At 58.3% G+C, this 23,340-nt stretch carries 14 protein-coding genes and 1 pseudogene; all 15 read right to left on the reverse strand.

Translation table 11 applies throughout. The annotated features are described in order from the left end of the window. Positions 1 to 2: 2 nt before the first annotated feature. A complete protein-coding gene (locus ACR0C3_RS15060) occupies positions 3 to 725 on the reverse strand; it encodes a PP2C family protein-serine/threonine phosphatase (RefSeq protein ID WP_480759209.1) in 723 nt (240 codons plus the stop codon). Beyond that, positions 722 to 1,408: a type VI secretion system-associated protein TagF gene (tagF, locus tag ACR0C3_RS15065; RefSeq protein ID WP_480759211.1), complete on the reverse strand. Its 687-nt coding sequence runs from the start codon at positions 1,406 to 1,408 to the stop codon at positions 722 to 724. The genes ACR0C3_RS15060 and tagF overlap by 4 nt, the downstream gene beginning before the upstream one ends. Then, positions 1,408 to 4,977, reverse strand: coding sequence for a type VI secretion system membrane subunit TssM (tssM, locus tag ACR0C3_RS15070; RefSeq protein WP_480759212.1), 3,570 nt, complete (start codon positions 4,975 to 4,977; stop codon positions 1,408 to 1,410). The genes tagF and tssM overlap by 1 nt, the downstream gene beginning before the upstream one ends. Further along, positions 4,977 to 6,413 (reverse strand): type IVB secretion system protein IcmH/DotU, encoded by a 1,437-nt coding sequence (gene icmH, locus ACR0C3_RS15075; protein WP_480759214.1) that lies wholly within the window; start codon positions 6,411 to 6,413, stop codon positions 4,977 to 4,979. The genes tssM and icmH overlap by 1 nt, the downstream gene beginning before the upstream one ends. Positions 6,414 to 6,511: 98 nt before the next feature. After that, positions 6,512 to 7,852, reverse strand: a complete 1,341-nt coding sequence (tssK, locus tag ACR0C3_RS15080) for a type VI secretion system baseplate subunit TssK (protein WP_480759215.1) — start codon at positions 7,850 to 7,852, stop codon at positions 6,512 to 6,514. Positions 7,853 to 7,891: 39 nt separating this feature from the next. Continuing rightward, positions 7,892 to 9,319 carry a type VI secretion system-associated FHA domain protein TagH gene (gene tagH, locus ACR0C3_RS15085; RefSeq protein ID WP_480759216.1) on the reverse strand — a complete coding sequence of 476 codons (1,428 nt, stop codon included), beginning with the start codon at positions 9,317 to 9,319 and terminating at the stop codon, positions 7,892 to 7,894. 10 nt (positions 9,320 to 9,329) lie between these two features. After that, positions 9,330 to 9,635: a PAAR domain-containing protein gene (locus tag ACR0C3_RS15090; protein WP_170467447.1), complete on the reverse strand. Its 306-nt coding sequence runs from the start codon at positions 9,633 to 9,635 to the stop codon at positions 9,330 to 9,332. A 2-nt stretch (positions 9,636 to 9,637) separates the two neighbouring features. After that, positions 9,638 to 10,249: a DUF6931 family protein gene (locus tag ACR0C3_RS15095; RefSeq protein ID WP_170461472.1), complete on the reverse strand. Its 612-nt coding sequence runs from the start codon at positions 10,247 to 10,249 to the stop codon at positions 9,638 to 9,640. Between the two features lie 12 nt (positions 10,250 to 10,261). Further along, the gene (locus ACR0C3_RS15100) at positions 10,262 to 12,364 is read right to left on the reverse strand and encodes a type VI secretion system tip protein TssI/VgrG (RefSeq protein ID WP_170643323.1); all 2,103 of its coding nucleotides are present in this window, start codon (positions 12,362 to 12,364) and stop codon (positions 10,262 to 10,264) included. 34 nt (positions 12,365 to 12,398) lie between these two features. Continuing rightward, complete coding sequence (locus ACR0C3_RS15105; protein ID WP_480759366.1) at positions 12,399 to 16,286, reverse strand: type VI secretion system contractile sheath domain-containing protein; 3,888 nt, start codon at positions 16,284 to 16,286, stop codon at positions 12,399 to 12,401. 27 nt (positions 16,287 to 16,313) lie between these two features. Then, positions 16,314 to 16,814: pseudogene (gene tssB, locus ACR0C3_RS15110) on the reverse strand (type VI secretion system contractile sheath small subunit); the annotation flags it as partial. Further along, entirely contained in the window at positions 16,807 to 17,664 is an 858-nt protein-coding gene (locus tag ACR0C3_RS15115) for an ion transporter (RefSeq protein ID WP_480526118.1), read from the reverse strand. The gene ACR0C3_RS15115 and the pseudogene tssB, both read right to left, overlap by 8 nt. Before the next feature lie 57 nt (positions 17,665 to 17,721). Next, positions 17,722 to 18,939: a hypothetical protein gene (locus ACR0C3_RS15120; RefSeq protein ID WP_170549437.1), complete on the reverse strand. Its 1,218-nt coding sequence runs from the start codon at positions 18,937 to 18,939 to the stop codon at positions 17,722 to 17,724. Positions 18,940 to 19,023: 84 nt separating this feature from the next. Then, the gene (locus tag ACR0C3_RS15125; RefSeq protein ID WP_170639710.1) at positions 19,024 to 20,568 is read right to left on the reverse strand and encodes a hypothetical protein; all 1,545 of its coding nucleotides are present in this window, start codon (positions 20,566 to 20,568) and stop codon (positions 19,024 to 19,026) included. Positions 20,569 to 20,621: 53 nt separating this feature from the next. Further along, a complete protein-coding gene (gene tssH / locus ACR0C3_RS15130) occupies positions 20,622 to 23,339 on the reverse strand; it encodes a type VI secretion system ATPase TssH (RefSeq protein ID WP_480759218.1) in 2,718 nt (905 codons plus the stop codon). Position 23,340: the final 1 nt, after the last annotated feature.

The following is a 23,340-nucleotide window of genomic DNA, read 5'->3' on the forward strand; positions in this document are numbered from 1 at the left end:
AGTTAAAGGATGTCGACGACAATCACGGTAATGTTGTCGGCCCCGCCTCCATCCAGCGCCACCTGTATCAACTGATCCGAGACGGTCTCGATCGGCATATCCGACAGCGCTTTCTCCAACATCGGGAACGTTGCGTATTTACTAAGGCCGTCTGAGCAGATCAGAAAACGGTCGCCGGGCTGAACCTCGCCACGGACCTTATCCAGTTCGAGAACTTCTCCAACGCCCACGGCCCGTGTGATCGCATTGGACTGAGGGTGCTGCTCGGCCTCATCCCAGCTCATCTGTCCTGCCAGAACCAGATCCGCTACGACCGAGTGATCCGTGCTTAGCATCTGGATCTTGCCCTCACGCAGTAGGTAGATTCGACTGTCACCGGCCCAAAGCCCGACGAAGTGCCCATTAGCGAGCATCATGCACGCGACCGTCGTACCAATCGTGCCGCCACCTCGGGCAGCGGCCTCTTGCCGGATCACGGCATGGGCGCGTTGGATCGCGTCTCGCAATGCGGTCAACCGATCTGCAGGGGCCAAACCGGGCGGGATTGCGGCAACCATATCCGCGACCAATCGGCTGGCATAGTCTCCCGCGTCATGCCCGCCCATACCGTCAGCCACCAACCAGAGGCTTTCCTCGGGCAGCGCCAGCACCGCGTCTTCGTTGACCTTCCGCCTGAGGCCCACATGGCTGCGTGCGCTGTACCGAACGCGGTGACTTGAATTCATATTGGTCGTGCCTCGGTCCACAATGCGGCGTGTAGGTTGAACAAGCCTTGCATGTTTGCCCCATCCGGTAAACCTTCGCAGATCATCATTCGGGGGACGCCGCCGATTTCAGTGCTCCAAACGCTTGGGGTGCGATATCTTTGCGACATCAACCCCGCCGCCAGATCAGGTAGCAAGCTGTCGGAAACTTCCCCGCGGGTCAGAACCATCGTGTTCCCATGCGCGCGCACAGGCGCCGTCGGTTGCTGCGTTGGGGCTGGCAAAGCGGCCAGACCTTCGGCCAGCTTGTCGCGGGTCATGTCATCTTCGAGCGCGGCAAGCGCCAGATCTTCAAGCTGTCGGTAGACCTCAGCTGCCCGAAAATGCGCCAACGCGGCAGACCCTTCGTTCGAGACCCCGGCAACCAGGGTCAAAGGAAACCGCCGTCCGACCCGATCCACCGAAGGCATCAGAACCCCCAGCATTTTTTGCGGCCCAGCCAGCCCCGGAGACAGGCAAAACCGCCAGATCGGAGCAGACATGTAGCGGGAATCCCATGCCTCACCCAAAGCTTCTGACGCAGCCAACATGCTGCGCTGAATCCACTCATCCCACGGCTGTACAAACGCCTGAGACACTCCGAGGCGGAAGAAGTCTCCGACCGAGGGCATCTTGCCGAATGCACCAAACCCGCCTGCCTGCATCAGAACGACTTGGGACAGCTGAATTTCTGCAGCGCCGGCAAAGCGAACGGATTGATGACCGAACCCGACTGCAATTGGAAGATTGCGATGCGACCACCAACATTGAAGATCACCTTCTTGCGGTCAGACACATTGGTGCGCCGTACCTCGGCCGCGTCCAGCAAGCGGAACCAGGCCCAGGGTCCGTCCTTGGACAGAACGCTTTCGATATTGCGCTTTTCCGGCTCAAAACTGACGCGCGCCAGCCCAACCGAGCCCGGCCATGTCACCGCAAGGGGTGACGGCAAGCCGCCGCGATGTTGGAACTCCAGCACTTGGCCATCTATCTCAAGCTTGACGCCTTTGGCCTTTGGGTCCAGTGCCTCGGGCATAATCTGGAATTGGATTTGCGGCTGCGGGCCTGCCGCAAAGAACGCCTCCTTGATCTCGGCGGCATTTTGAAACTGGGTCAGAACCGCCTGGCTGATGCCCAGATCGGTCGCATTGACCCCGGACTTCCACGACCATGGTCGCGTGCGCATATCCACATGTTTGGCGAGGTTTTCATTGAAGAACGAGTCGATCAGACCTTGCGGACCGAACAACTTGCCAAAGTCACCCATCGCGACATCCGCGCCCGAGCGGCGGTTGAACGGATAGCGATCCCCGACAACCTGCTCGCAGAACGGCAGAACGGTCGATTGCCACCGCGCGTTGATGGACGAACGGGTACTATCCGAAGTAATCCCGGACGAGCCATCGATGATCTGAAGGGCCCAGCGTTCCATAGGGCCGGGAATTCGTGCGGCTTCCTGCTGGAACTGCTGCAAGGCCTGCCCGGTTTCACCACCGGAGACACCGCTGAACGACATTTTGTTCAGCTCCTGATACACGCTCGTAAGCGACCCCATCAGCATGTCCAGCTGCGAAGGTTGCCCCTCTTGCCGCTCAACCAATTGATGCAACCAGTCGAAGCGGTCCTCGACATACTGCCCCGGCGCTTGCACGGGTTCGCCGGCATTGACACCACTGGTTTTGGCCAAGGCTTCCAACAGGATCTGTGTCTGGGCTGAGGTCGCGGATTGCAGCTCAATCGCGGCGGCACCGGAAACGCCTTCGCTGATCGCATCATTGCCCGAGAGAATTGACCGGTTTTCGGTCAGTTTCGTCTCATCCGAGATCGAATTCAGGACATTCACGATCGGTGAAGTCGGACCTGACAGCACATTGGTGACCTCAACCGCGTGGCTGAGGCTTTCCATCGGGACGATGTCGATATCGCCCAGCATAGCGTCATAGCGTGCAATGTAGTCGTTGTAATATAGGTCCAGAACATCTCGGCTGAGGGCAGCAAGAGCCTGCTCCGTCTGTTCGGCCTCACCTCGGGGTCCCAAAACCCAGCTTTCCTTCTGCACGCGTTTGGCGACGCCAATCGCCTCACCAAGGAAGACGTTATTGAAGCCATTATAGGTGAAAATACCTTCAATCCCGTCGTTCAGAGGTTTCCCGGAGGACCGTACCAGAACGCGCCCGACAGCGGGGCCACCCACTTCGGTGATCCGCCACTCTGGCAGCGCTGTGGCCGCAGGGCTGGAGACGATGCCGTTATAGACACGCTGCGCCAGCGGGAGTTCCGAAAGGATACCCTGAATCTGATCCACCATTGGGCCATTCAGAGCGATCTCTTGCATCGGCTGGCTCAACATGGCGTCGAGATGATCGTTCAGATCCGCGCGGAATTCCTCACGCGATGGGCCGGGGAAGGACACGCTCCAGTCAATGTTCATCCATTCCTTGACCAAATCCTGGTTCATCGGCCCCTGCAGACCCAGCATCAGATAGACCTTCAGCGCCTCATAGAGCACATCAGGGTTATTGATATTGGCGCTCATCTGCTCTTCCAGACGCAGCAGAAGACGCGGCAACAGGCGCTGGTTCAACGCCGCGCGATAGGTTTGCGCCGCCTGTGTGCCGATAACGTCGCCCTGATAGAGACCGTAGGTCAGACGTGTTTCAGGTTCAGGATCCGATAGCGTCGGGTTGGCCGGCAGATCGCGCAGAGTGTTCAACGCTTGCACGACCGGAACGAGATCGGTGTCTCCAACGGGGCTGGGTGGCAAAGTCGCAGCGGCGGCTTGATAGGCGGACACACCCTCCTGCGCCTCGGCGATCAGATCGGTATTGCCCATGAAGCTGCGCACGAGCAAAGCTCCGACCGTGACGGCGGCAATAATAGTCGCGGCAATCGAGGCCCATTTGGTGATCTTGTAGCGCTTTTCCACCTTGTCATCGGCGCTGACCAGCCCAGCCTCGCGGAAGATCACCTGATCGAACAGGCGCGTCAGGAAATAGGACCGACCCGACCCCTGCCCCGAGCCGATAGCCTGACGGCCAATCCCAAAGGTCCGTGCCATGCCCAGCATCAGTCGGTCAATTGGTGTGCCTTCTTGCGTGCCAGAGGTGAAATAGACCCCGCGCAGCATGTGGCGGTGCTGATAGCGGCTGTCCTGAAAAACTTCTGTCAGGAACTCATGCGCGACTTTGCGAACCGAGGCGACCTGTATCGGGAACCCGGCAATCAACGCCCGGCGCTGCGGGTCCGTCTCGGTCTGCATCCGCTCCAAGGACTGCGAATTCAGACGACCCAGAAGTAGCGCGAACTCCTCATCAAAAGCCGCGACCGGAGACTGTTCGCTGCGCGATTTGTCCAATGGCAGTGTAAAGCCCCAAACCTGCTCGCGATCTTCTTTGCCCAGATTGTCGTGGAATTCGGCGAAACCTGCGATGAGGTCGGCCTTGGTGAACAGGATATAAACCGGGAACCGCACACCGAGCTTTTCACGCAGCTCTTCCAGTCTGCGACGGACAGCTTTGGCGTGTTCTTTCTGCGTGACCTCGTCCTGCAAGGACAGGTCAGACAGCGAAATCGCAATCATCGCACCATTGATCGGCTGCCTTTTGCGGTATTTCTTGAGCAGGTTCAGGAACCCGATCCAGGCTGCATTGTCGACCTCGGCATCGCTTTCCTGCGTGGTGTAGCGCCCGGCCGTGTCGATCAGAACGGCGTTCTCGGTGAACCACCAGTCACAGTTGCGCGTGCCGCCAACACCACCAATCGCAGTCTTGCCCAGCTCATCTGCCAGCGGAAAGTTCAGGCCCGAGTTCACAATCGCCGTCGTTTTGCCAGCGCCCGGAGGGCCGATCATGACGTACCAGGGCAGCTCATTCAGATGGCGCCGCCCGTTCTTGGACTTGCGCAATGCCGCCATCGCCGTTTTCAGTTTGCCGCGAAGCTCGGAAATCTCGCTGTCTATCATGTCGCCACCATCGGCGACGGACTCAGTGATCTCTTCCGTCAGTTTCTTTTCGCGTCGACGGCGCAGAAGGAAGATGGTCAGACCAATCAGGAAGAAAACAAGATAGATCACCCCGCACCAGATTAGGCGGGTTCCGACCCCGTCCAGTGGCCGCCACTCATCCGAGCCGATCCACGGGCCGAAATAGTACAGACACCCAGCCAGTACCGTCGCCGTGAAGAACAGCACGGTGTAGATCGACATGAAAACATATCTTAAAACGCGGCGGATCATCAGTTCTCCTCCTGAACCAGCAGGACTTCGATCCGGCGGTTCGTGGCCCGGCCTTCGCGGGTCGAGTTGTCGGCAATCGGTTCGCTATCGGCACGGCCTTCGGCGCTTAGGCGGTCGGGATCGGAAATCTCACCCGCCATCTGGTTCATCACCGATTTGGCCCGTGCCAGAGACAGAGCGAGGTTGGACGGAAAGCGCGATGAGCGGATCGGCACATTGTCTGAGTGCCCGGTCACGATGACCCCTCCGGGTTCTCTGTCTAGCGCAACAGCCACGCGGCGCACCGGCTCCTTGAATTTGTCCTGCAGGTGATCCGAACCCGACCCGAACATGCCCGATCCCTTGATCCGGATAATCAGCGTGTTGCCCTTCTCAAAGACCTCAACCAGCCCTTCGTCAATCTCGGGCTGCAGGAAAGCCACGACCTTTTCGACCTGCGGCTGGGCTTGCGGCGGTGGCGGCGGAGGCGGCGGCGCGCGGCGCTGCAGCTCTGTCACCCGACCAGCATCAATCACCGACATCTGCCCCACAAGGTTTTCCGTCTTGTTGGACAGCAGATAAGACAGGCCACCAAATTCGATCAACAGCAGCAGAGCGGTCACGCCAACTGCGATCCAGACGGGCTTCCAAAGGCTGAGGGCACGGTAGGGTTTGTCGACCCCTTCCCAATGCGGAGCGAGATCCCGTTCCACGTCACCCCGTTGAGCGCGAATGATCCGCGCCAGACCCTGACGGATCTGCATATGCTTGTCCGCCCCGCCCTGTTCGACGCGCAAACGCCCCTCGAACCCAAGCGAGAGGCACATGTAGACGAATTCCAACAGTTCAATATTGTTGGCCGGGTCCTGCTCGAGACGCGCCAGCAGGTCGTAGAAGCGATCACCTCCGACGGTCTCTCGGTGGAAGGTGCCGACCAGCGATTGGGTCGCCCAAGTGGATTGGCCGCCCCACGGTGTGTTCAACACAACATCGTCCAGGGTTGCGCACAGAGCATAGCGCGCGATCTTGACCGTCTGCGCTGCTATACCCGCCTGTAAAGCGGCATTTTCAAACGCGCGCACCTCGGCCACAACGCTTTGGCGCAGCTTGTCCGGATCCATATGCTGCGCGCGATTGCGAATGCGGCTGATCAACGAAAACAGTGATGCCGCGCAGGCGTTCAGCCGGTTCATACCCGTAGTCGCGACCTCTTCCCCACCGGACGCAGGCCGGGATTGGGGCGTCTGGGATTGAGGCACCCCGTATCCAGCGCCGCCCGGCGCCGGTTGTGCCATGGGCTCGGGCTGTGGCACCTGCATCGGATCGGGATATCCGGCCGGTTGCTGCGGAGCCGGCGGTTGCTGCATTCCACCCGCCTGACGTCGCCCACCAGGATTGGGGCGAATGACCGTCTTGTCGGTGTCGTCCGGTTCGGCAAATGGATCTTTGTCGGACATTCTTTGACCTGTTCCCCTAAGGCTTCCGCGTCACGAGTGTGACCCACATATCAAGCCCTATCAAATTGTTTCGGCGCCGCCAGTGATCACGTTCACTCTTATTGGTTGCGGATCGCCCACAGCTCCATCTCAAGTCCCGGATATTGCCCCGATACATGAACCGCGATCCCACCCGAGGTGGTCATCTTGCCCCAGTATGGGCTGGCGGCATCCAGTTCGAAATAGACGACACCGGAGTGATACGGAATCTGCCGCGGAGCGACAGGCAACGGGCGCAGAGTGATACCGGGAAGCGCCGAGTTCACCAGTTGACGGATTTCCTCAACCGGGCCGGTTTTGGCTTGCCCGGCGAAATGGCGGCGCACGTCCTCGGCCGGGATATCTGCGTTCACGGCCAGCACGAAACCGGCATTGCCGATCAGCTTGCGGTCGGCAATCACGCCCACGCTGATGCCATATTTCCGCGCCTCCAGCGGGATTGAGACCGCCGTCTGCTCCAACACGGAACTCAAGTATTGCCGCAGGGTCCGAATGACAGGCGCGAACGAAGCGGTCAGGTCGTCATGCTGATAGGCCGGGAATTGCACGGCCTCTTTCTCGGTGCTCATGAAGGTCGCCAGCTCACCGGCGAGCGCAGCGCAGACACGGTAGACATGTTCGGGATGCACGTTCTCAATATTGGCGAAATGGCGCACCAAAGGCAGGTTGCGGTTGATGGTCATCAGCAGCAGGAAGTCCGAAATCTCGGCAGCCCCCTTTGCCGGTCCACCGTCCGAAAGACGCCCTGCCAAGGCCTGCATGCGGTGAGACAGCATCCCCTCAAGCTCATTCATGAAACCGGCCAGCGCAGCGGCGGCGCGTACGTCCAGCACAGATGGGATGAAACCGCGATCCAGTATGATCTCTTTATCCGGGCGCACTTCGATGATCTTGGCAATCGGGATCGCCAATTTATCCGCCAAATCATCCACTTCCAGCGCGAACTGCAAGCGGAGTTTGCCTACACCCAACGTGACAGGCTTTTTCTGCTGGCTCATCACATCGGTGACTTCCTGCTCGGCCGGACGCAGTCGGCTGACCGATTGTTCGGCCCCGCTCAGATCCACCTCGGATGCGCCCTGCCGTCGTTGAGGAACCGTTAGGTAAACAACGCAATCCTTGATCGTCTCGGGCACTTCCAGCGCAGGCGGGTGATCTTCGGCCTGAGGCACGCGAAATACCTGTCCGTCCGGCGTCAGGCCCGAGCAGGATTTCAAGGCAAACTGACCGACCTTAAGCACTTCATCATCGATCTCTAACGCACCGACACCCCACGCATAAGGCGTGACCCGGCGTGCGAGACCGGCCACCAGCGCCTCGGTATACCGATCCGCCTGCTGGAAGTGATGGGGCTGCAGAAACAACCCTTCGGTCCAAAGCACCTTGCTGTCCCAGGACAATGGCTGCCCTCCCTTGCTCTTGCCGCCCGCAATGGGGCGTTACTTCAGCTTTTCCAGCTGTTCTTTATACGCGCGCGCGAATTCTCGGCTGAAGAGATCGTGAAAGTCATTCTCTGCCTGATCCGAGATATCGGCATACATCTTCTCGTAAACTTCCCAGTATTGGGCCTTTTTACCTTTAAAAAGTGACCCAAGTTTGCCGGAACCTTCAATTTTTCCTGCCAGCACCTCGGGGTCAAGCCGGGCCAGAACGCCCTTGAGAGCGGCCTCCATGCCCGTGACCATCGCGACCTCATGCGCCTTGATGTCGTTCAGCGCCTGTTCGGTCGCCTCTTCCGAGGCTAGGTAGCCTTTGACACGCGGCTTGACCAACGCCTCAATCGCCTGTTCGGGGCTGATCGAGAACTTCAACGGGTTGTTGCCGCCAGCATTGATCATGGTCTGTTCGATACGGAACTCGGACTTGATCGAGGTGCGGGTCATCAGGATTTCCCGCAAACCAGTGATCATCACCCGCAACACACGGCCCATACGGCCCATTGTGGCAGGCAAATCGGCATCGTCGATGCGCAGATCGTCGACCTCCAACGCCTCCAGCAAGGCACGGGCAGCGGATTGATCGCCACCGCCGGTCGGAACGGGTTTCTCTGCCTCAACCGGTTCGGGGGGCGGAGCCACATCGGCCTGGCCGCCCGGCTTTGGCTTGATCGGAGGCGGCGCGGTGGGTTCCGGACGCGCCGGTTCAGGCGCGGAAAACGGGTCCGAGGCAGAGCCGCCCGCGGGCGACAGCAGATCATCATCCCAGTCATCTGGGATCAGGTTCGCTCCGCCTGCGGAGGGTGCGGTAAACGCGTCGCTGGCCGACGGGTTATGCATCGCATCGCTTGCGCCCATATCCGCATGCAAATCCTTGGGCTTGGCAAAGAACGGATCGTCATCCTCCAAGGGCGGCAGCAGTTCATCCATCGGGTCGGGCGTGGAAATCTGCCCGGGCCCTTTGGCTTCACCGCCCAAAAGATCATCAAGAAAATCCCCGCCTGGAGCGGCATCGTCCAGCAACGCCATCGGATCCGGCGCGTTCTGGGACATACCCGGAGACACCCCCGCCTGTTGCGCAGGCTGGGGGATCGATTCTTCGAAACTGGGCAGGTCCGCCCCAATTTCGACAACCATCTCGTACCCACCCGCAACCAGCACGTCGCCATTGTTGAGCGGCGTCGGTGTCCGGCCTAGAGGTATTTTCGAGTAGTTCAGAAAAGTTCCGTTCGTCGACAGATCAACAATCACCACGTTTCCATTGTGATCTTCAATCACGAAATGGCTTTTGCTAAGCGTCTTTTCAGGGTCAGGCAGGACCAAGTCATTGGCCGGCCCACGCCCCACGGTCAAAGAGCCCCCCTGCATCGAGACCGGGCGCCCGTCGCCCGGTACCACGCCGGTGGATTGGAATTTCAAAGTGACCGTCATTCGTTTGTCTTCATCCTCCGACCAGTACGGTAAACTCGCCCTTGATGATCGGGCCACCGCAGGCGCAGGTATCCGTCACACGGGCCGCAGGCAGCTTGCCGATCAGAACGGTGGCCGAACCCTTGATGATCGGGTGCGGAAATGCCGGTGTCGCCATATCTGACAGACGCGCTGCGGGCAGTTTTCCCACCAGAACCGTCGTACAGCAGGGCGGCATGATCGGCATCGGCACCGGAGCTGGCGGTGGCGGGGCTGGCGGAGGAGCAGGCAGCGTACACGCATGCAAGTCCAAGATTCGTGCTTGCGGGAATCCCATGCTTACTCCTCTGTCTCAGCGCTGGCCTTCTCGCGGTCCAGCTTACCATTTCCACCCCGAGCAATATCGACCCCACGGTCAATCAGCAACTGCACGTAGGAGTCAAAATCCTCTTCATGTTTGTCCATTGCAACAACATTCATCGCAAAGGCCACAACTTCGGCCGCACCGAGAGGGGCCGGAACGTTGGCCAGATCACCCGAACCCAAGGTTCCGTCCGAGTATAACACGCCCATGGCGCAATTTACCGTCTCATCGTCTGGTTCGGCGAGATCAATCGTCGCGCCCGCCTTGTCGCGGTTTTCAGGCGTAGGGCGAAACACCCATTCCTCAGACGCCGCCAGTGCGGGCGTGTTGTTGTCCGGGGCCTCACCGATATAGTCGCGCGCGGCCAGACAAGACCACCACACGCGCTCTCGGGCAGGCAAGGCCACCCCCAGAAGGCGTAGGATATCGATCACTGCGCCTTTCTCTTCCAATTCAGTCAACACCACATCCAAAGGCGCACTGGCCGGGGCCTCTAGCTTGACGCTCAGGCGGGCATTGGCATCGGCCAGCATGCGCGCAGCGGGCATCTGGGGCGTTTTGGTCATTCCGGAAAATCGGTCTGTCATCGCGTTGCCCCCTTAGTTGATCATTGTCAGGCCGCCCTTGAGGGTCAGCATGGCGTCACCGTTGACCGTCGTCATCGGGCTTTTTGCATCCAGCTTGGCATTGGCCTGGACTTTGATCATCGTGCTCTTGATCGTAATGCTTGTCGGGTCCAGTTTGATCGATGAGCCACCAACCTTCAATTCGATCGACTTCATTGCGGTCATTGTGATCTTGCCCATTTTGGCATCGACTTGAATGTCACCCATCTTTACCGTCGTGGATTTGTCGCCTTCCTTGATCGTTTCGGCGTGATTGCCGGTGACGGTGCGGGTGGACTTGCCCTCGATAGTCTCGGTCTGGTCAGTCTTGATGCTGACCGTCTGGTTACCCTTCTCGATGGTGAAGGTATGGTCACCTTCCTTGATCGTCTCATCCACGTTCTTCTTGACCACTTGGCTGAGGCAGCCGTCACCGCCATTGCCACCCTTGTCCAGCTTGTCATAGCCAATGGTAATCGTGGACATATTCTTGACCAGCTTCTCGTGATCCTTCTGCGCCTGAAAGCGCACGAGTTCGGCGTCTTTCTTGTCCTCGAACATCAGCTCGTTGAACGTCTCGGCGCTGCCCTGTTTCGAGGACCGCGTCTTGATCCCAGTTTGCGTCTGGTTTGCAGGCAAGGCATAGGGTGGCATGGTGTCGGCATTGTAGAGCATGCCCGTGCAGATCGGCCGATCCGGATCACCCTCTTCAAACTGGATGACAACCTCCTGCCCAATCCGAGGGATGCTGACCATACCCCAGTTCTTACCCGACCAAGGGGTGACAACCCGCACCCAGCAGGTAGTCTTTTCGTCCTTCTTGCCTTCGCGGTCCCAATGGAACTGAACCTTGATGCGACCGTATTTGTCAGTCCAGATTTCCTCACCAGCCTTGCCGGTCACGATGGCCGTATGCAGACCCGAGATTTCTGGCCAGGGGATCGTGCGCAATGATTTGAATTCGGTTTTGCCGGGCTGGGCCTCAAACTCGACCATGAACATCTCATTGCTGTCCTCCGGAAACTCTAGTGCTCCGGTGTCCAGATCCTTGTCGTTCTTGGCAAATCCATAACCTTCGGTGGTCTGAAGAAAATACCGCGCCTTGGTGATCAGGTATTCCGCGTTCTCCGCCTTGTCGGGATGATCCTTCAGCGTGAACTTGCGCCCGGTTTCCAGCGCCCGGACCGAAGCCCGCCCGCGCCGCCGGTCGAACAGAGCATCCTCCGCCGTCATCCGCACCTTGGCCAACGTATTGCCCGGCCCGGTTTCCTTGTAGTGACCTGGAATATCGTAAAGCTCTAGCTTGTCCTTGAATCCGTGCTTTGCGCCGGTCGGCGTTTTGGCCCGCGCATCCAGTGACGCTTTGGGCTTTTCGAAATCAAAATCGCCGAGCGAAACTACCCCAGGCCGTATCGTCTCGGACGCGGCCCATTCGGTGACCGAGTCACCAAGACGTTGGCTGTAATCATCCCCGCCCCGGAATTCGACCTTTGCGTCCCCGGCGATCGGCGTATGCGCGTTTGGTCCGTCGCACATGACAAGCGTCTCATTCTTGTCTTTGGCATTCGTATAATCGAAATAGTAGTAGATGCCCTCTTCTTGCATCAGGCGCGAGATAAAGTCGAAATCCGTTTCGCGATATTGCACGCAATATTCGCGTTGCTGGTAAGTAGCGCGGAGGCTTTTTCTGAAATCCGTGAGCCCGTATTCACCGAAAATCTTTTCGATAATCTGCACGGCAGTCATCTCTTGAAAGATGCGACTGTCAGTGGTCTGCGTTAGCAACCAAAACCACGGGCGCAATTCGGCCAGAAACTGTACATAGCCGTCGCGCAGCGCCAGTCGTTCCACCCTTACAATTGTGCCGGTGAACTTACGCTCGGCCCCATCGGCGGCCAGATGAATGGTCATCACCTTGCCCAGCAGTTTGTCCAACGCAATCGTGGTCTTTTCCGACAGGAATTCGACCTGAATTTCGGTCAGTTTCCCAAGCTCTTCTGAGACGACGGCCCGCCTGATGACAAGATCATCCTCACCATAGCTATACGACCCCGTTATCCGAAGCGGCCACTCTTTACTTTGCAGACTCTCAGCCATTTACCGTTCCTTCCAATTCTCGTTCACCGCGCCGTCACAAATCGTTCAGCAGTGCAGCAAGTTCGGGGTCCATATCTTCATCATCACTATCGTCACCGTCATCATCATCCCCGAATGACGCCAGCAGATCGTCAAGATCGCCGCTGTCGTCATCTCCAAGGTCCAGATCGAGGTCGAAATCATCGTCATCGCCTGTATCAAGATCCAGATCCAAATCCAGATCGTCATCCTCATCAGCCTCAGGCGCAGCAGGCACATCCGGCGACGGAGCTGGCGCGGGCATACCGGACCACGGGCCCAGAATCTCTTGACCGGCAACCGAGTTGAACGAGCCCAGCCGGATTTCATCGCGGCCTTTGACAGACAGTACCGGCATATAGCCGCGCTGGACCGAGTGTTCGTGCTTGGCCAACGTGATATTGCGTTCCGTACAGGGCAGCGCCACCTGATCGCCATAGCGGTCATTTACGAAATGGTAAGGTATGCCACCCAAGCTCATGACCGAGCCCAAATTCATCGCCTTGCCATTTTGCTTGAAGGACCGCGCCAACAGGATCGTCACCAGAACCGCCGGATTGGCCCAAAGCATGCCGCGCAGGCCTTCAGACTCGGTGAATTCTTCGAAGTCGAACTCATAGATCGGCTCGGACTTCGCTCCGTATGGCCGCCGCAGCAGGAACCGGGGAGACACCAGGCCAACATGCCCGGCTTCGGGCATCGCGCGCAGCGTATCCCAGGCTTCAACCACCAGTGGGTGGCGGTCCTCGGGCTTCACATCCAGATAGGCCGGGGTGATTGCACTGATGAACGGCGCATCAACATGGGCCGCGACGCGGCCAATACGGCCCAGCAGTTCCGCATGTGGCGGCGTTTCCTCAAAGGTATAAAGCCCGATCAGTGCTGAATACCCGCCGCGCCCGTTTTCTTCGTCCAACGGCTCTTCGGTCAGCAACCGAACAAGACCGGTTTTCGCCAGATCTTCCTCGGCGGCCAAATCTGCCGCGATCTCTTCAGCCGAGACGTCATACAAAACCACGTCGAGCGTATCGTCATCCTCGACGCTGCGCGCAATCAGATCGAGGCTGCGCCACTGTGCTTCGACGGATTGGAACTCTGGGTGGTGCAGAACCATGCGCATGGCTGCGCTCAGCGCCTCATCCACGGCCTTTTGCATCGCCTGCACATCGGGGCTGGGCAGTTTGCGGATATGCGGGCCGACCACGCGTTTCAAAAGGTCATCAACGGGTGAGGCCTGCGCCAGTTCACCCGATGTATCGCCGATTAGTTTCTGAAAATCGCTGAGTTTAAGGTCAGCACGAACCGTGTTACCGCTCGAAGATTTGCGTGGCGGCACAACCGCCTGCCCGAACTCTTCCCCCCAACCAATCAGCTGTTTGGCGGCGTGATCTGCAGTCCCACCCGCGCTCAGCTGGCTTTTCAGACCCGAGAGGCCATCGAACAATTCAACCTTTTCATAAAGTTCGTCGGGATGCAGATCGTCCAACTCTTTCAGTTTCACTTCGATCCCGGCCCCGTCCTTGCCAATCGGCAGCACAAGATCGGTTGCGAAGCCCTCGATCACCTCTTCGACCGTATCGGGATCCAGAATGATAGGTTTGCGTGCAGCCAAGGCGTCTCCGGTCTCGATCTGCCCACGCGCCGCGCGGCCTGAGAAATCGCCAAAGATCGCGATCCGGAACCGGGTGCGATTTAGCCGTTCCGGGTCAGGTCGATCCGCGCTCATGCGGCCAAATGCCAATTGCGGCTCGTCGTCCAATTCCGCTGAGCCATCTGACGCGTCATCGGCATCGAGGTCACCCAGCAGAGCGTCCAGATCATCAGATCCGCCCTCGTCGTCCAAGTCTAGATCGCCCAGCAGGGCATCCAAATCATCTGTTGCGTCGTCAGAGGATTCTTCGTTTTCGTCATCTGCGCCCAAATCGTTCAACAGATCATCAAGGTCGTCTGAACCAGTTTCATCGTCGCCAAGATCCGCCAGCAGAGCGTCCAGATCATCTTCTGAACCCTCCTCAGACGCACTGTCCTCATCCGACCCCAGGTCGTTCAGCAGGGCATCCAGATCATCCCCGCCTGCATCTTCATCCTCAACATCGTCGCCAAGGTCCGCCAAAAGCGCATCGAGATCATCTGTATCCACGTCTTCGGTCTCATCACTGCCGTCAAGATCACCCAGCAAGGCGTCAAGATCGCCCGCGCCAGCATCTTCACCCTCAACATCGTCGCCGAGGTCCGCCAGCAGCGCATCGACATCTTCTGTATCCGCATCTTCTGTCTCATCGTCGCCTTCAAGATCACCCTGCAAGGCACCCAAATCGTCTGAAGCGGCGTCGCGGTCAGGCTCGGATTCCAAATCACCCAGAAGCGCATCCAGATCGTCAGACGCATCATCTGACGTCTCTTCGAGATCACCCAGCAGATCTTCCAGGTCATCGGCCGCTTCATCCGTCGGTGCAGATGTATCCTCATCCGACCCAAGGTCATTCAAAAGATCATCCAGATCGCCGTCAGGCTCTTCGGCTAAAACTGCAAGAACGTTTTCTACGTCGGCTTCGTCGACCTCATCAGCTTCGGGTTCCACCAAATCCCCGAGGATGTCATCCAGAACATCCTCCTCGGTCTGTGCCTCGTCAGCAGAATCCGCCAGATCGGCAAGCAAATCATCCAGGCCGGACGCATCTGCCTCTGGATCAGGTTGATCGTCACTGGCCAGATCACCGAGGATGTCCTCCAACGGATCGTCCTCATCCGTGCTGTCCGGTTCGGGCACCGAGGCGAGTATGTCGTCCGCGGCAGGCTCATCAGCTTCCTCGGGAGCCATCTCCGCCAGATCATCCAACAGACCGTCCAGATCAACGTCGTCCGCCACTTCATCTGGAACAGCATCGGCGAGGTTGGACAAAATGTCCGAATGATCTTCCTCGGCCTCTTCATCGGCATCCGGAAGCGACGAAAGCGCCGCATCCAGTACGCCGTCCTCTTCCATCTCCTCCAGTTCCAGATCGGCTATTTCCGAGAGGATATCGTCGCTCTGATCCGTCTCAGACGCTGCCTCAACCTCGGGCACCGAGGCGAGAACATCGCCGAGCATGTCGTCTTCGACCTCAATATCCAGCGCAGCATCTGCAAGGTCCGACAGGATGTCATTGGACCCATCAATCTCATCCGCGACATCAGTTTCGGGCAGAGACGCCAGGGCATCGGACACAGAGCTGTCTTCGACCTCTTCCGTTTCCAGATCTCTGAGGTCAGATAGAATATCGGAGGTCACATCCTCAACCTCGGTCGCCTCGGGCGCAGCATCGGCCAGATCGGCAAGAACACCCGTAGAGTCATCCGAAACGTCGGGCAGTTCAACCTCTGGAACAGAAGACAGAGCATCCGCGACCGACGTATCCTCGGGCTCATCATCAGGCTCAGAGCTGGCCAGATCGGACAAGATATCATCCGACGCGTCCTCTTCAGCCGTAAGTTCGACATCTGGCAGGCTGGACAGGATGTCATCTGCGGCTGTGTCTTCGACCTCATCCGCAGGTGCCGCGTCGGCCAACTCCGCGAGAATATCGCCCGACGTGTCGGCTACCTCAGTAACCTCGGTTTCCGGCAGCGAAGACAAAGCGTCCGAGAGAGAGGTGTCCTGAGCCGCTTCATCAGGCGCTGACGCCGCCAGATTCGACAGGACATCTGCGCTGTCATCTACAGGCGCCTCGGGCTCAACCGAGCTGGGCAGAGAGGACAAGGCATCAGCAACGGCTGTATCTTCAGGCGCGTCCTCAGGAGCGTCAGCCGCAAGATCAGACAAGATGTCAGCCGATTGATCCTGTTCTGCTACGACCTCAACCTCGGGCAAAGACGCAAGCGCATCCTCCACAGAATTGTCGGCTGGGGCATCCTCGGGCATCATATCCCGCAAGGCGTCCAACGTGGCCTCATTGTCCTGCTCGGGGAGCGTACTGCCCGCAAGCGCGCCCAGAAGGGCCGGATCGGCCAGCACTTTTTCGATCAGCGTCTCGGCCCCGGTCTTCCCATCCATATAGGCCATCAAGGTCGACAATTGCGTGCGGGCCTCAAGCAGTTTACGCAGAGGCTCGATTTTTGACGCGATCTGGGCCGGGGTGAAATCAGCCATCTTCTCGAATGTCAAATCGACGGACAGATTGCCCTCACCCGTCAGTGTATTGGGCACGGCAAATTCAACGCGCGGGGCCATGGCCTTCATACGGTCGTCGAAATTGTCGACATCAATTTCAAGGAATTTACGATCCGAAACTGCGGGCGTTTCAACCGAGGACTTGCCGGAGAGATCACTCATCACGCCCATGACAAAGGGCAGTTGAACCTTTTTCTCGGCCCCGTAAAGCTCAACATCATATTCAATCTGAACGCGCGGAGCACGATTGCGGGCAATGAATTTCTGAGAGCTGTCAGCCATCGGTTTGACCTTTCAACTCGGACACTTCACGCCGCAGGGCGCGAACTTCGACCAGCAGTTCCTTGACGCGATCGTCTACGATATCAGTCTCGCTGCGCACCAGTTCTCGCAGATGCGAGAACTCCTCAACCGACTCGTCCTCCACAGCGGATTGCATAGTGTTGACCAGCAGACCGATGAACAGGTTCAGAACTGAAAAGGCAGTGATGACGATGAACGGTACGAAGAAAATCCAGGCGGTGGGATGAACCTCCATCACTGGACGGACGATGCCCATTGACCAGCTTTCCAGCGTCATGATCTGGAACAGCGAATAGAGCGATTTACCCAAAGAACCGAACCATTCCGGGAAATCCGGGCCGTACATCAGCGTCGCCATGACGGCGAAAACGTAGAACACGATCGAGATCATGATGATCACCGCGCCCATCCCCGGCAGCGCGTCCAGTAAGGCCTGGACCACAGCCCGCATCTGCGGGATGACCGATAGCAAACGCATCGCCCGGATGACGCGCAACCCACGCAGCGCGGACAGCCCGTCGCGGTTGGGCAGCAATCCCAGCGTAACAACAACAAGGTCAAAGATGTTCCAGGCGTTGTTGAAGAAGCTGAACCGGTAAGCATAGAATTTCATCAACAGCTCGGCCACGAAAACGCCCAGCACGATCTTGTCGATCACAACCAGGGTCGGGCCAATACTCGATTGAACCGAAGGAGAGGTTGATAGCCCCAGCGTGATCGCGTTGAAAATGATCACACCAAGAATGGTGTTGGTTACAGCCTTACGCTCGACAAACTCGCGCACGGTGTCGCGGAGCGTTTCGCTCTTCTCGATACCGGGTTCCACCAACACCTCCTGTTGCTTTGGGTGTCGGGCACGGCGAACCGCACCCGAAGATTTACGTGTTTAACCAACGACGTCGCTGATTCCGTCCACCAGTTTGTAGACCCCTTTGACCGAGGTAAACATTGTCTTGGTCTCTTTCAGAACCGTCATCTTGTCCAGCTTCTTCAGCTTGTCCATGATCGTGGTGTCATCCACTTTCAGACCGTTGCCTTCCATCAGAGCCTCCATCTCGGCCAGGAACTTCTGACGTTCCTCGAGCTTGGCGGCCATAGCGCTGGCCTCACGCTTGACGGCCATGCATTCAGCCCCGAGCTTGACGCCCTCTTTCAGGGTTTTCTGCGACTTCGCGGCCTTCATCAGCTTGTCAGCGGCCTTGCCCAGATCATCGACCTTGTGGCGCGTTTTCGTCGTATGCTCACGATAGAGCGCGCGTTTCTTGTTCGAGTCCTTTTGATAGACCTGATAGCCCTTGATCGCGAAATCCGCGATTTCCTTGGCGATCTTCTTGGCGTCCCGGCCCTTGGTGACCTCATCACCCATGGCGAGGGCCTTGGCGGTCAGTTTCTTGATCGCCTCCATCGGTTTCTTGACTGAGATACCCGAAGTGTCCGTGATACCCTGCCGCTCGGCCGCCTGCATGATCGAGGTGCCGCGTAGCTTGATGTATTTCTGGATGGCGCCTTCCAGGTCCTTGCGCAGTTTTTCTTCACCCTTCAACTGCTGCTGAACCTCTTTGCCCAGATCGTAGACCTGTTTGACAATGGTCTTGTAGGCCATGACATCCGCGCCCGAGGTCGCAACCAGCCGCGTGACAGCCGTGCCGATCTTGATCACACCAGCTGTCACCTTCAGCGTGGTCTTGACCCGCGCCTCTTTCAGCAGTTTGTCCTTATTCGCCTCAACCTTGATCTGCTTTTCGATCGCCACCTGAGCGGCCCCTTCGGCCGACCGCAGGGCGTTCTTGATCATCTGGTTGGTGGCCTGGATCATCTTCTCGGCTTCAGCCTGAGATTTCTGACCCGGCGTCTTCATCAGCTCGGCGACTTTCTTGTCGAGCTTGACGGCCTCTTGGCTGATCACCGTCTCATAGCGCTCCAGCTCTTTCATGCCGGCTGCTTCAAGACGTTTCAGCGTGGTCGACGGCACCGGACCTTTGGCCGTGACTTCGAATTTGACGTCAACGCGGTAGCTGGGGATCTCAATATACTGAAGCTTGGGCTTCGACCGGATGAGATCGACCACGTAAAACTTGTGAGGTGTAACTGTCTGCTTTGCCATTTTTTTCGCGCCTATATTCCGTTTCGTTCCTGCCGGATGAGGTCGGCGCCACGTGGCTTTGGGCCACGGGCGCCGCCCCGCCGCTTAGCCGATCGCTTCTTCCAGCTGATCCTTGCCTTCCGAGGCAATGTCGTTGAATAGCCCAAGCGCCGTGTTGACCGTGTCGAGCGTGCTGGACGCTTCCTTGAAGCCAACCCCGGCATTTGCACCCGCCAGCGTCAGGTTGACGACAACCGGGAATACCTTGTCGAAGATCTGCGCATATTTCGGATTGCTCGAATTCAGCGCATCCAGCATCTTCTTGAGGTTCGGCGCGTTCTTATCCGCGTCCGAGACCCGCTTCATCATATCCGAACACCCATCCAGACCCTTCTGCAACGAGGCACGGGCTTTCTTGAGCTTATCCAGATACTTACCGGCCTTCTTCGCGTCCGCCTGTTTCATGGCTTTCTCAAGCTTGTCGCATTCCTGCAGACCTTTCATGATCGCCTGAGACAGTTTGCGCCCGCCAACTTCAAGCCCGGCGACCTTGTTTTGCCACAGACCATAGTTCTTGTCGCATTTTGGCAGAGTGGCCAGGAACGGCGTATCGGTACCCAAAATACCCTTGAGGACTGAAGCACCAACCTCGGCACCGCCTTGAACCTGCTTTTTGGCCTCGCCTTCCGCAGTGCGATACCGCTTGAGCAGCGTGTCCAGATCGCTTTTGAGGTTCTTTTCGACCTTCTCGGCCTCTTGCGCGGCGTCCTTGATCTTATCAGCCAGTTGCGCAACGCCCCGCACCAGCGAGACGATCCCCAAGGCCAGCGACGCGCCGCCTGTTGCGGCCGCACCGGCCACGCCCGCGGCCCCGCCGACGACACCCAACACGCCAAGCGTGATGTCAAAGCCGGTTTTGACCTTATAGTCCTTGTACTGCTGCTTGCGCTTCACAAAGGCCTGCCAGCGCTTGGCCGGGATCGACTCATAGTGCTTTTTGGCACCGTTCATGATGGTCGCGAGCTTGTCGTCGAACCCTTTGATCAACGCCGCGCGTTTCTTTGCGTCGCTGGCCTTCTTGATCGCCGCATCCGTCGCCATCAACTCTTTGGCGATCAAGGCAACCAGCTTGTCGGTCACTGCATTGGCGTCATCCACCATCTGCTGCGGCGTGACATAGTCGCCTTCATCTTCCAGAACATCCAGAAGATCATCGTTCAGCTTCAACTGGAACGCATAGCCCTTTAGCTCTTTCAGCCAGTCGGGCTTGTACTTCTTGGTAATCTCGGTGCCCAGATCCTTCTTCCAGATGACAACCGACTTACCCAGTTTCTGCTTGGGCGCATCGGTCGAGGCCGACTTGGCCCGAGCCGCTGCGTCCTTTTTCTTTTCCTCGAGTTCCTTTTCTTTCTTGTCGATGATCTTGGGGTACTTTTTCAGGACCGTCACAGTATCCGAGTGCTTGCTGCCTGCGAGCTTCACAGCCTCGGCCACCTTGCGTTTGACGTTGGACAAGGCTTTCAAAGTCTTGTCCCAATCCATCTGATCTTCGGCGACCTGGTATGCTTTCAAAGCATCTCCCAGGCCGGTCTTCTTCATCAGCTTCGGTTTGTTCTTGGACCACCATTTCTGATCCAGTTCCGGTGTCATAGTCGCCTTCATAAAGTGTCCCCTTTCTCGGTCAGACGCATCATGCGTTGCGCTCAATCAAACCCGTAAGTGAAGTCCCCGTCTGTGACGTCGATCACGACTTTGGAAACTTCTTCGCCCTCCATCATTCTTTTTAGGAACTCTGCCGAGATATCCGGCAGCATTGTATTGGTCACGATCGCGTCGATCATACGACCACCGCTGTCCAGCTCCTGACAACGGTTGACGATCTCGTCCACCACGGCGTCGGTGTATTCGAATGGTACACCATGAGCAGATTCGACGCGCTTCTTGATTCGCCCAAGTTGTAGCTTTGTGATCTCCCCCAGCATCTCGGGGCTGAGCGGATAATAAGGAATCGTCACCAGACGCCCCAGCAGCGCCGGCGGGAACACCTTGAGCAGCGGATCCCGCAGCGCTTTGGCCATACCTTCCGGATCAGGCATCAGATCCGGATCGGCGCACATGTCCATGATCATCTCGGTACCGACATTCGAAGTCAGCAGGATCAGCGTGTTCTTGAAGTCGATCACGCGGCCCTCGCCATCCTCCATGACGCCCTTGTCAAAGACCTGAAAGAATATCTCGTGCACGTCCGGATGGGCCTTTTCGACCTCATCCAGCAGCACGACCGAGTATGGCTTGCGCCGCACCGCTTCGGTCAGCACGCCACCTTCGCCATAGCCGACATAGCCCGGAGGCGCGCCTTTCAGGCTGCTGACGGTATGCGCCTCTTGGTATTCGGACATGTTGATGGTGATGACGTTCTGTTCGCCGCCATAGAGCACCTCGGCGAGGGCCAGCGCGGTTTCGGTTTTACCTACGCCGCTGGTGCCTGCCAGCATGAAGACACCGATGGGCTTATTCGGATTATCGAGCCCCGCCCGGCTGGTTTGAACCCGTTTGGCGATCATCTTCATCGCATGATCCTGACCAATGACACGTTGGGCCAGGCGGGTTTCCAGGTTCAGGATCGTCTCGATCTCATCCTTGACCATGCGGCCAACTGGGATACCGGTCCAGTCACCCACTACGCTGGCCACCGCCTGATGATCGACGATAGGCAAGATCAGTGGGCTGTCGCCCTGCACTTCTTCCAACTCGGCGTTCTTGGCTTTCAACTCGGCAAGCAGAGCCTCGCGGTCGATGGGCTGGGTTTCAGGGGCTTCCTCGGTCGCGGCTTCGCCTTCAGCGGTGCCGGTGCCTTCGACCTCTTGCCCGCCTGCGCGCAGCTTGGCCCGCAGGTCGAGGATTTCTTCGACCACTTTCTTCTCGGCCTCCCAACGGCCGTTGAGTTCTTCCAGCCGCGCCTCTTCCGCCTCTTTCGCGGCATTCACCGCCTCGCGGCGGTCAGCAACGTCATAGCCTGCGGTCTCGTCCCGTTCGATAATCTCCAATTCGGTGGTCAGAGCCTCAATCCGCCGCTGGCTGTCATCGACCTCGGCCGGAACCGCGTGCTGAGACACCGCGACCCGCGCACAAGCTGTATCCAGCAAGCTGACCGATTTATCCGGTAACTGTCGTGCAGGGATGTAGCGGGCCGAAAGCGTCACTGCCGCTTCGATCCCCTCGTCCAACACTTGCACCCGGTGGTGTTTTTCCAGCATCGAGGCGATGCCGCGCATCATCAGAACCGCTTTTGGAATATCGGGCTCTTCCACATGCACCACTTGGAAACGGCGGGTCAGAGCCGGGTCTTTCTCGATATATTTCTTATACTCGGCCCATGTGGTCGCGCCGATTGTGCGCAACGTACCGCGCGCCAGCGCCGGTTTCAGCAGGTTGGCCGCGTCGCCGGTCCCGGCAGCGCCCCCTGCCCCGACCAACGTATGAGTCTCATCGACAAACATCACAATCGGAGTCGGGCTGGCCTGAACCTCATCAATCACCTGACGCAGGCGGTTTTCAAACTCACCCTTCATCGACGCGCCCGCTTGCAGCAGGCCCACATCCAGAACCAACAGGCGCACATCTTTCAACGCAGGCGGCACGTCACCACGAGCAATCCGCAGAGCAAACCCTTCGACCACGGCAGTTTTACCAACGCCCGCCTCACCGGTCAGGATCGGGTTGTTCTGACGGCGGCGCATCAGCACGTCGACGATCTGGCGGATTTCCTCATCTCGGCCGACGATGGGATCAATCTCACCGTTGCGGGCCTGTTCGGTCAGGTCGGTGCAAAACTGCTCCAACGCCTCACCCTTGCCCATCGCGCCGGGGGCCATCGCGCCGCTGGCCTCACCGGGTTCCGCTCCGCCACCCACGTTCGAACCGTCCTGTGCACCCAGCGTATCCTCGGATGAGCCATCTGTGGCTTCGCCAAAGCTGTCGGCCAGATCATCGGCGCCGATCTTGGCCAGTTCTGGCGACATGCTGGCCAGAATATTGCGCAGCGCAGGCGTCTTGAGCATGCCGAGGATAAGATACCCAGTCCGCACCTTGCTGTCGGAATACAGCAATGAGCCCCAGACCCAACCGCGCTCCATCGCGTCCATCAGATGATCGGACAGGTCCGAGATTGAGGACGCCCCGCGCGGCAGCATGTCCAGGCTGCGCGTCAGTTCCGATGCAATCTTGCCCGGATCCAGATCGTAGTGCTGGATGATGCGGTGAATGTCGCTGTCCTGGCCGTTCAGGATCTGATGCAGCCAGTGTTGGATTTCGACATACGGATTGCCCCGCATCTTGCAGAACACGGTGGCCCCTTCGATGGCCTGATAGCCCAGCTTGTTCAGCTTACCGAACAGCGACACACGGCTGATTTCCGTCATC

The organism is Ruegeria sp. CK3, from assembly GCF_056536565.1.

What these genes read in the sequence shown, in the direction of transcription:
- tssM (WP_480759212.1), bottom strand. Translation starts at nt 4,977, where the DNA reads ATGATCCGCCGCGTTTTAAGATATGTTTTCATGTCGATCTACACCGTG.
- tssH (WP_480759218.1), bottom strand. Translation starts at nt 23,339, where the DNA reads ATGACGGAAATCAGCCGTGTGTCGCTGTTCGGTAAGCTGAACAAGCTG.
- tagH (WP_480759216.1), bottom strand. Translation starts at nt 9,319, where the DNA reads ATGACGGTCACTTTGAAATTCCAATCCACCGGCGTGGTACCGGGCGAC.
- tagF (WP_480759211.1), bottom strand. Translation starts at nt 1,408, where the DNA reads ATGCAGGCAGGCGGGTTTGGTGCATTCGGCAAGATGCCCTCGGTCGGA.
- ACR0C3_RS15120 (WP_170549437.1), bottom strand. Translation starts at nt 18,939, where the DNA reads ATGGCAAAGCAGACAGTTACACCTCACAAGTTTTACGTGGTCGATCTC.
- ACR0C3_RS15060 (WP_480759209.1), bottom strand. Translation starts at nt 725, where the DNA reads ATGAATTCAAGTCACCGCGTTCGGTACAGCGCACGCAGCCATGTGGGC.
- ACR0C3_RS15095 (WP_170461472.1), bottom strand. Translation starts at nt 10,249, where the DNA reads ATGACAGACCGATTTTCCGGAATGACCAAAACGCCCCAGATGCCCGCT.
- ACR0C3_RS15125 (WP_170639710.1), bottom strand. Translation starts at nt 20,568, where the DNA reads ATGACACCGGAACTGGATCAGAAATGGTGGTCCAAGAACAAACCGAAG.
- ACR0C3_RS15090 (WP_170467447.1), bottom strand. Translation starts at nt 9,635, where the DNA reads ATGGGATTCCCGCAAGCACGAATCTTGGACTTGCATGCGTGTACGCTG.
- ACR0C3_RS15105 (WP_480759366.1), bottom strand. Translation starts at nt 16,286, where the DNA reads ATGATGCCCGAGGATGCCCCAGCCGACAATTCTGTGGAGGATGCGCTT.
- ACR0C3_RS15100 (WP_170643323.1), bottom strand. Translation starts at nt 12,364, where the DNA reads ATGGCTGAGAGTCTGCAAAGTAAAGAGTGGCCGCTTCGGATAACGGGG.
- icmH (WP_480759214.1), bottom strand. Translation starts at nt 6,413, where the DNA reads ATGTCCGACAAAGATCCATTTGCCGAACCGGACGACACCGACAAGACG.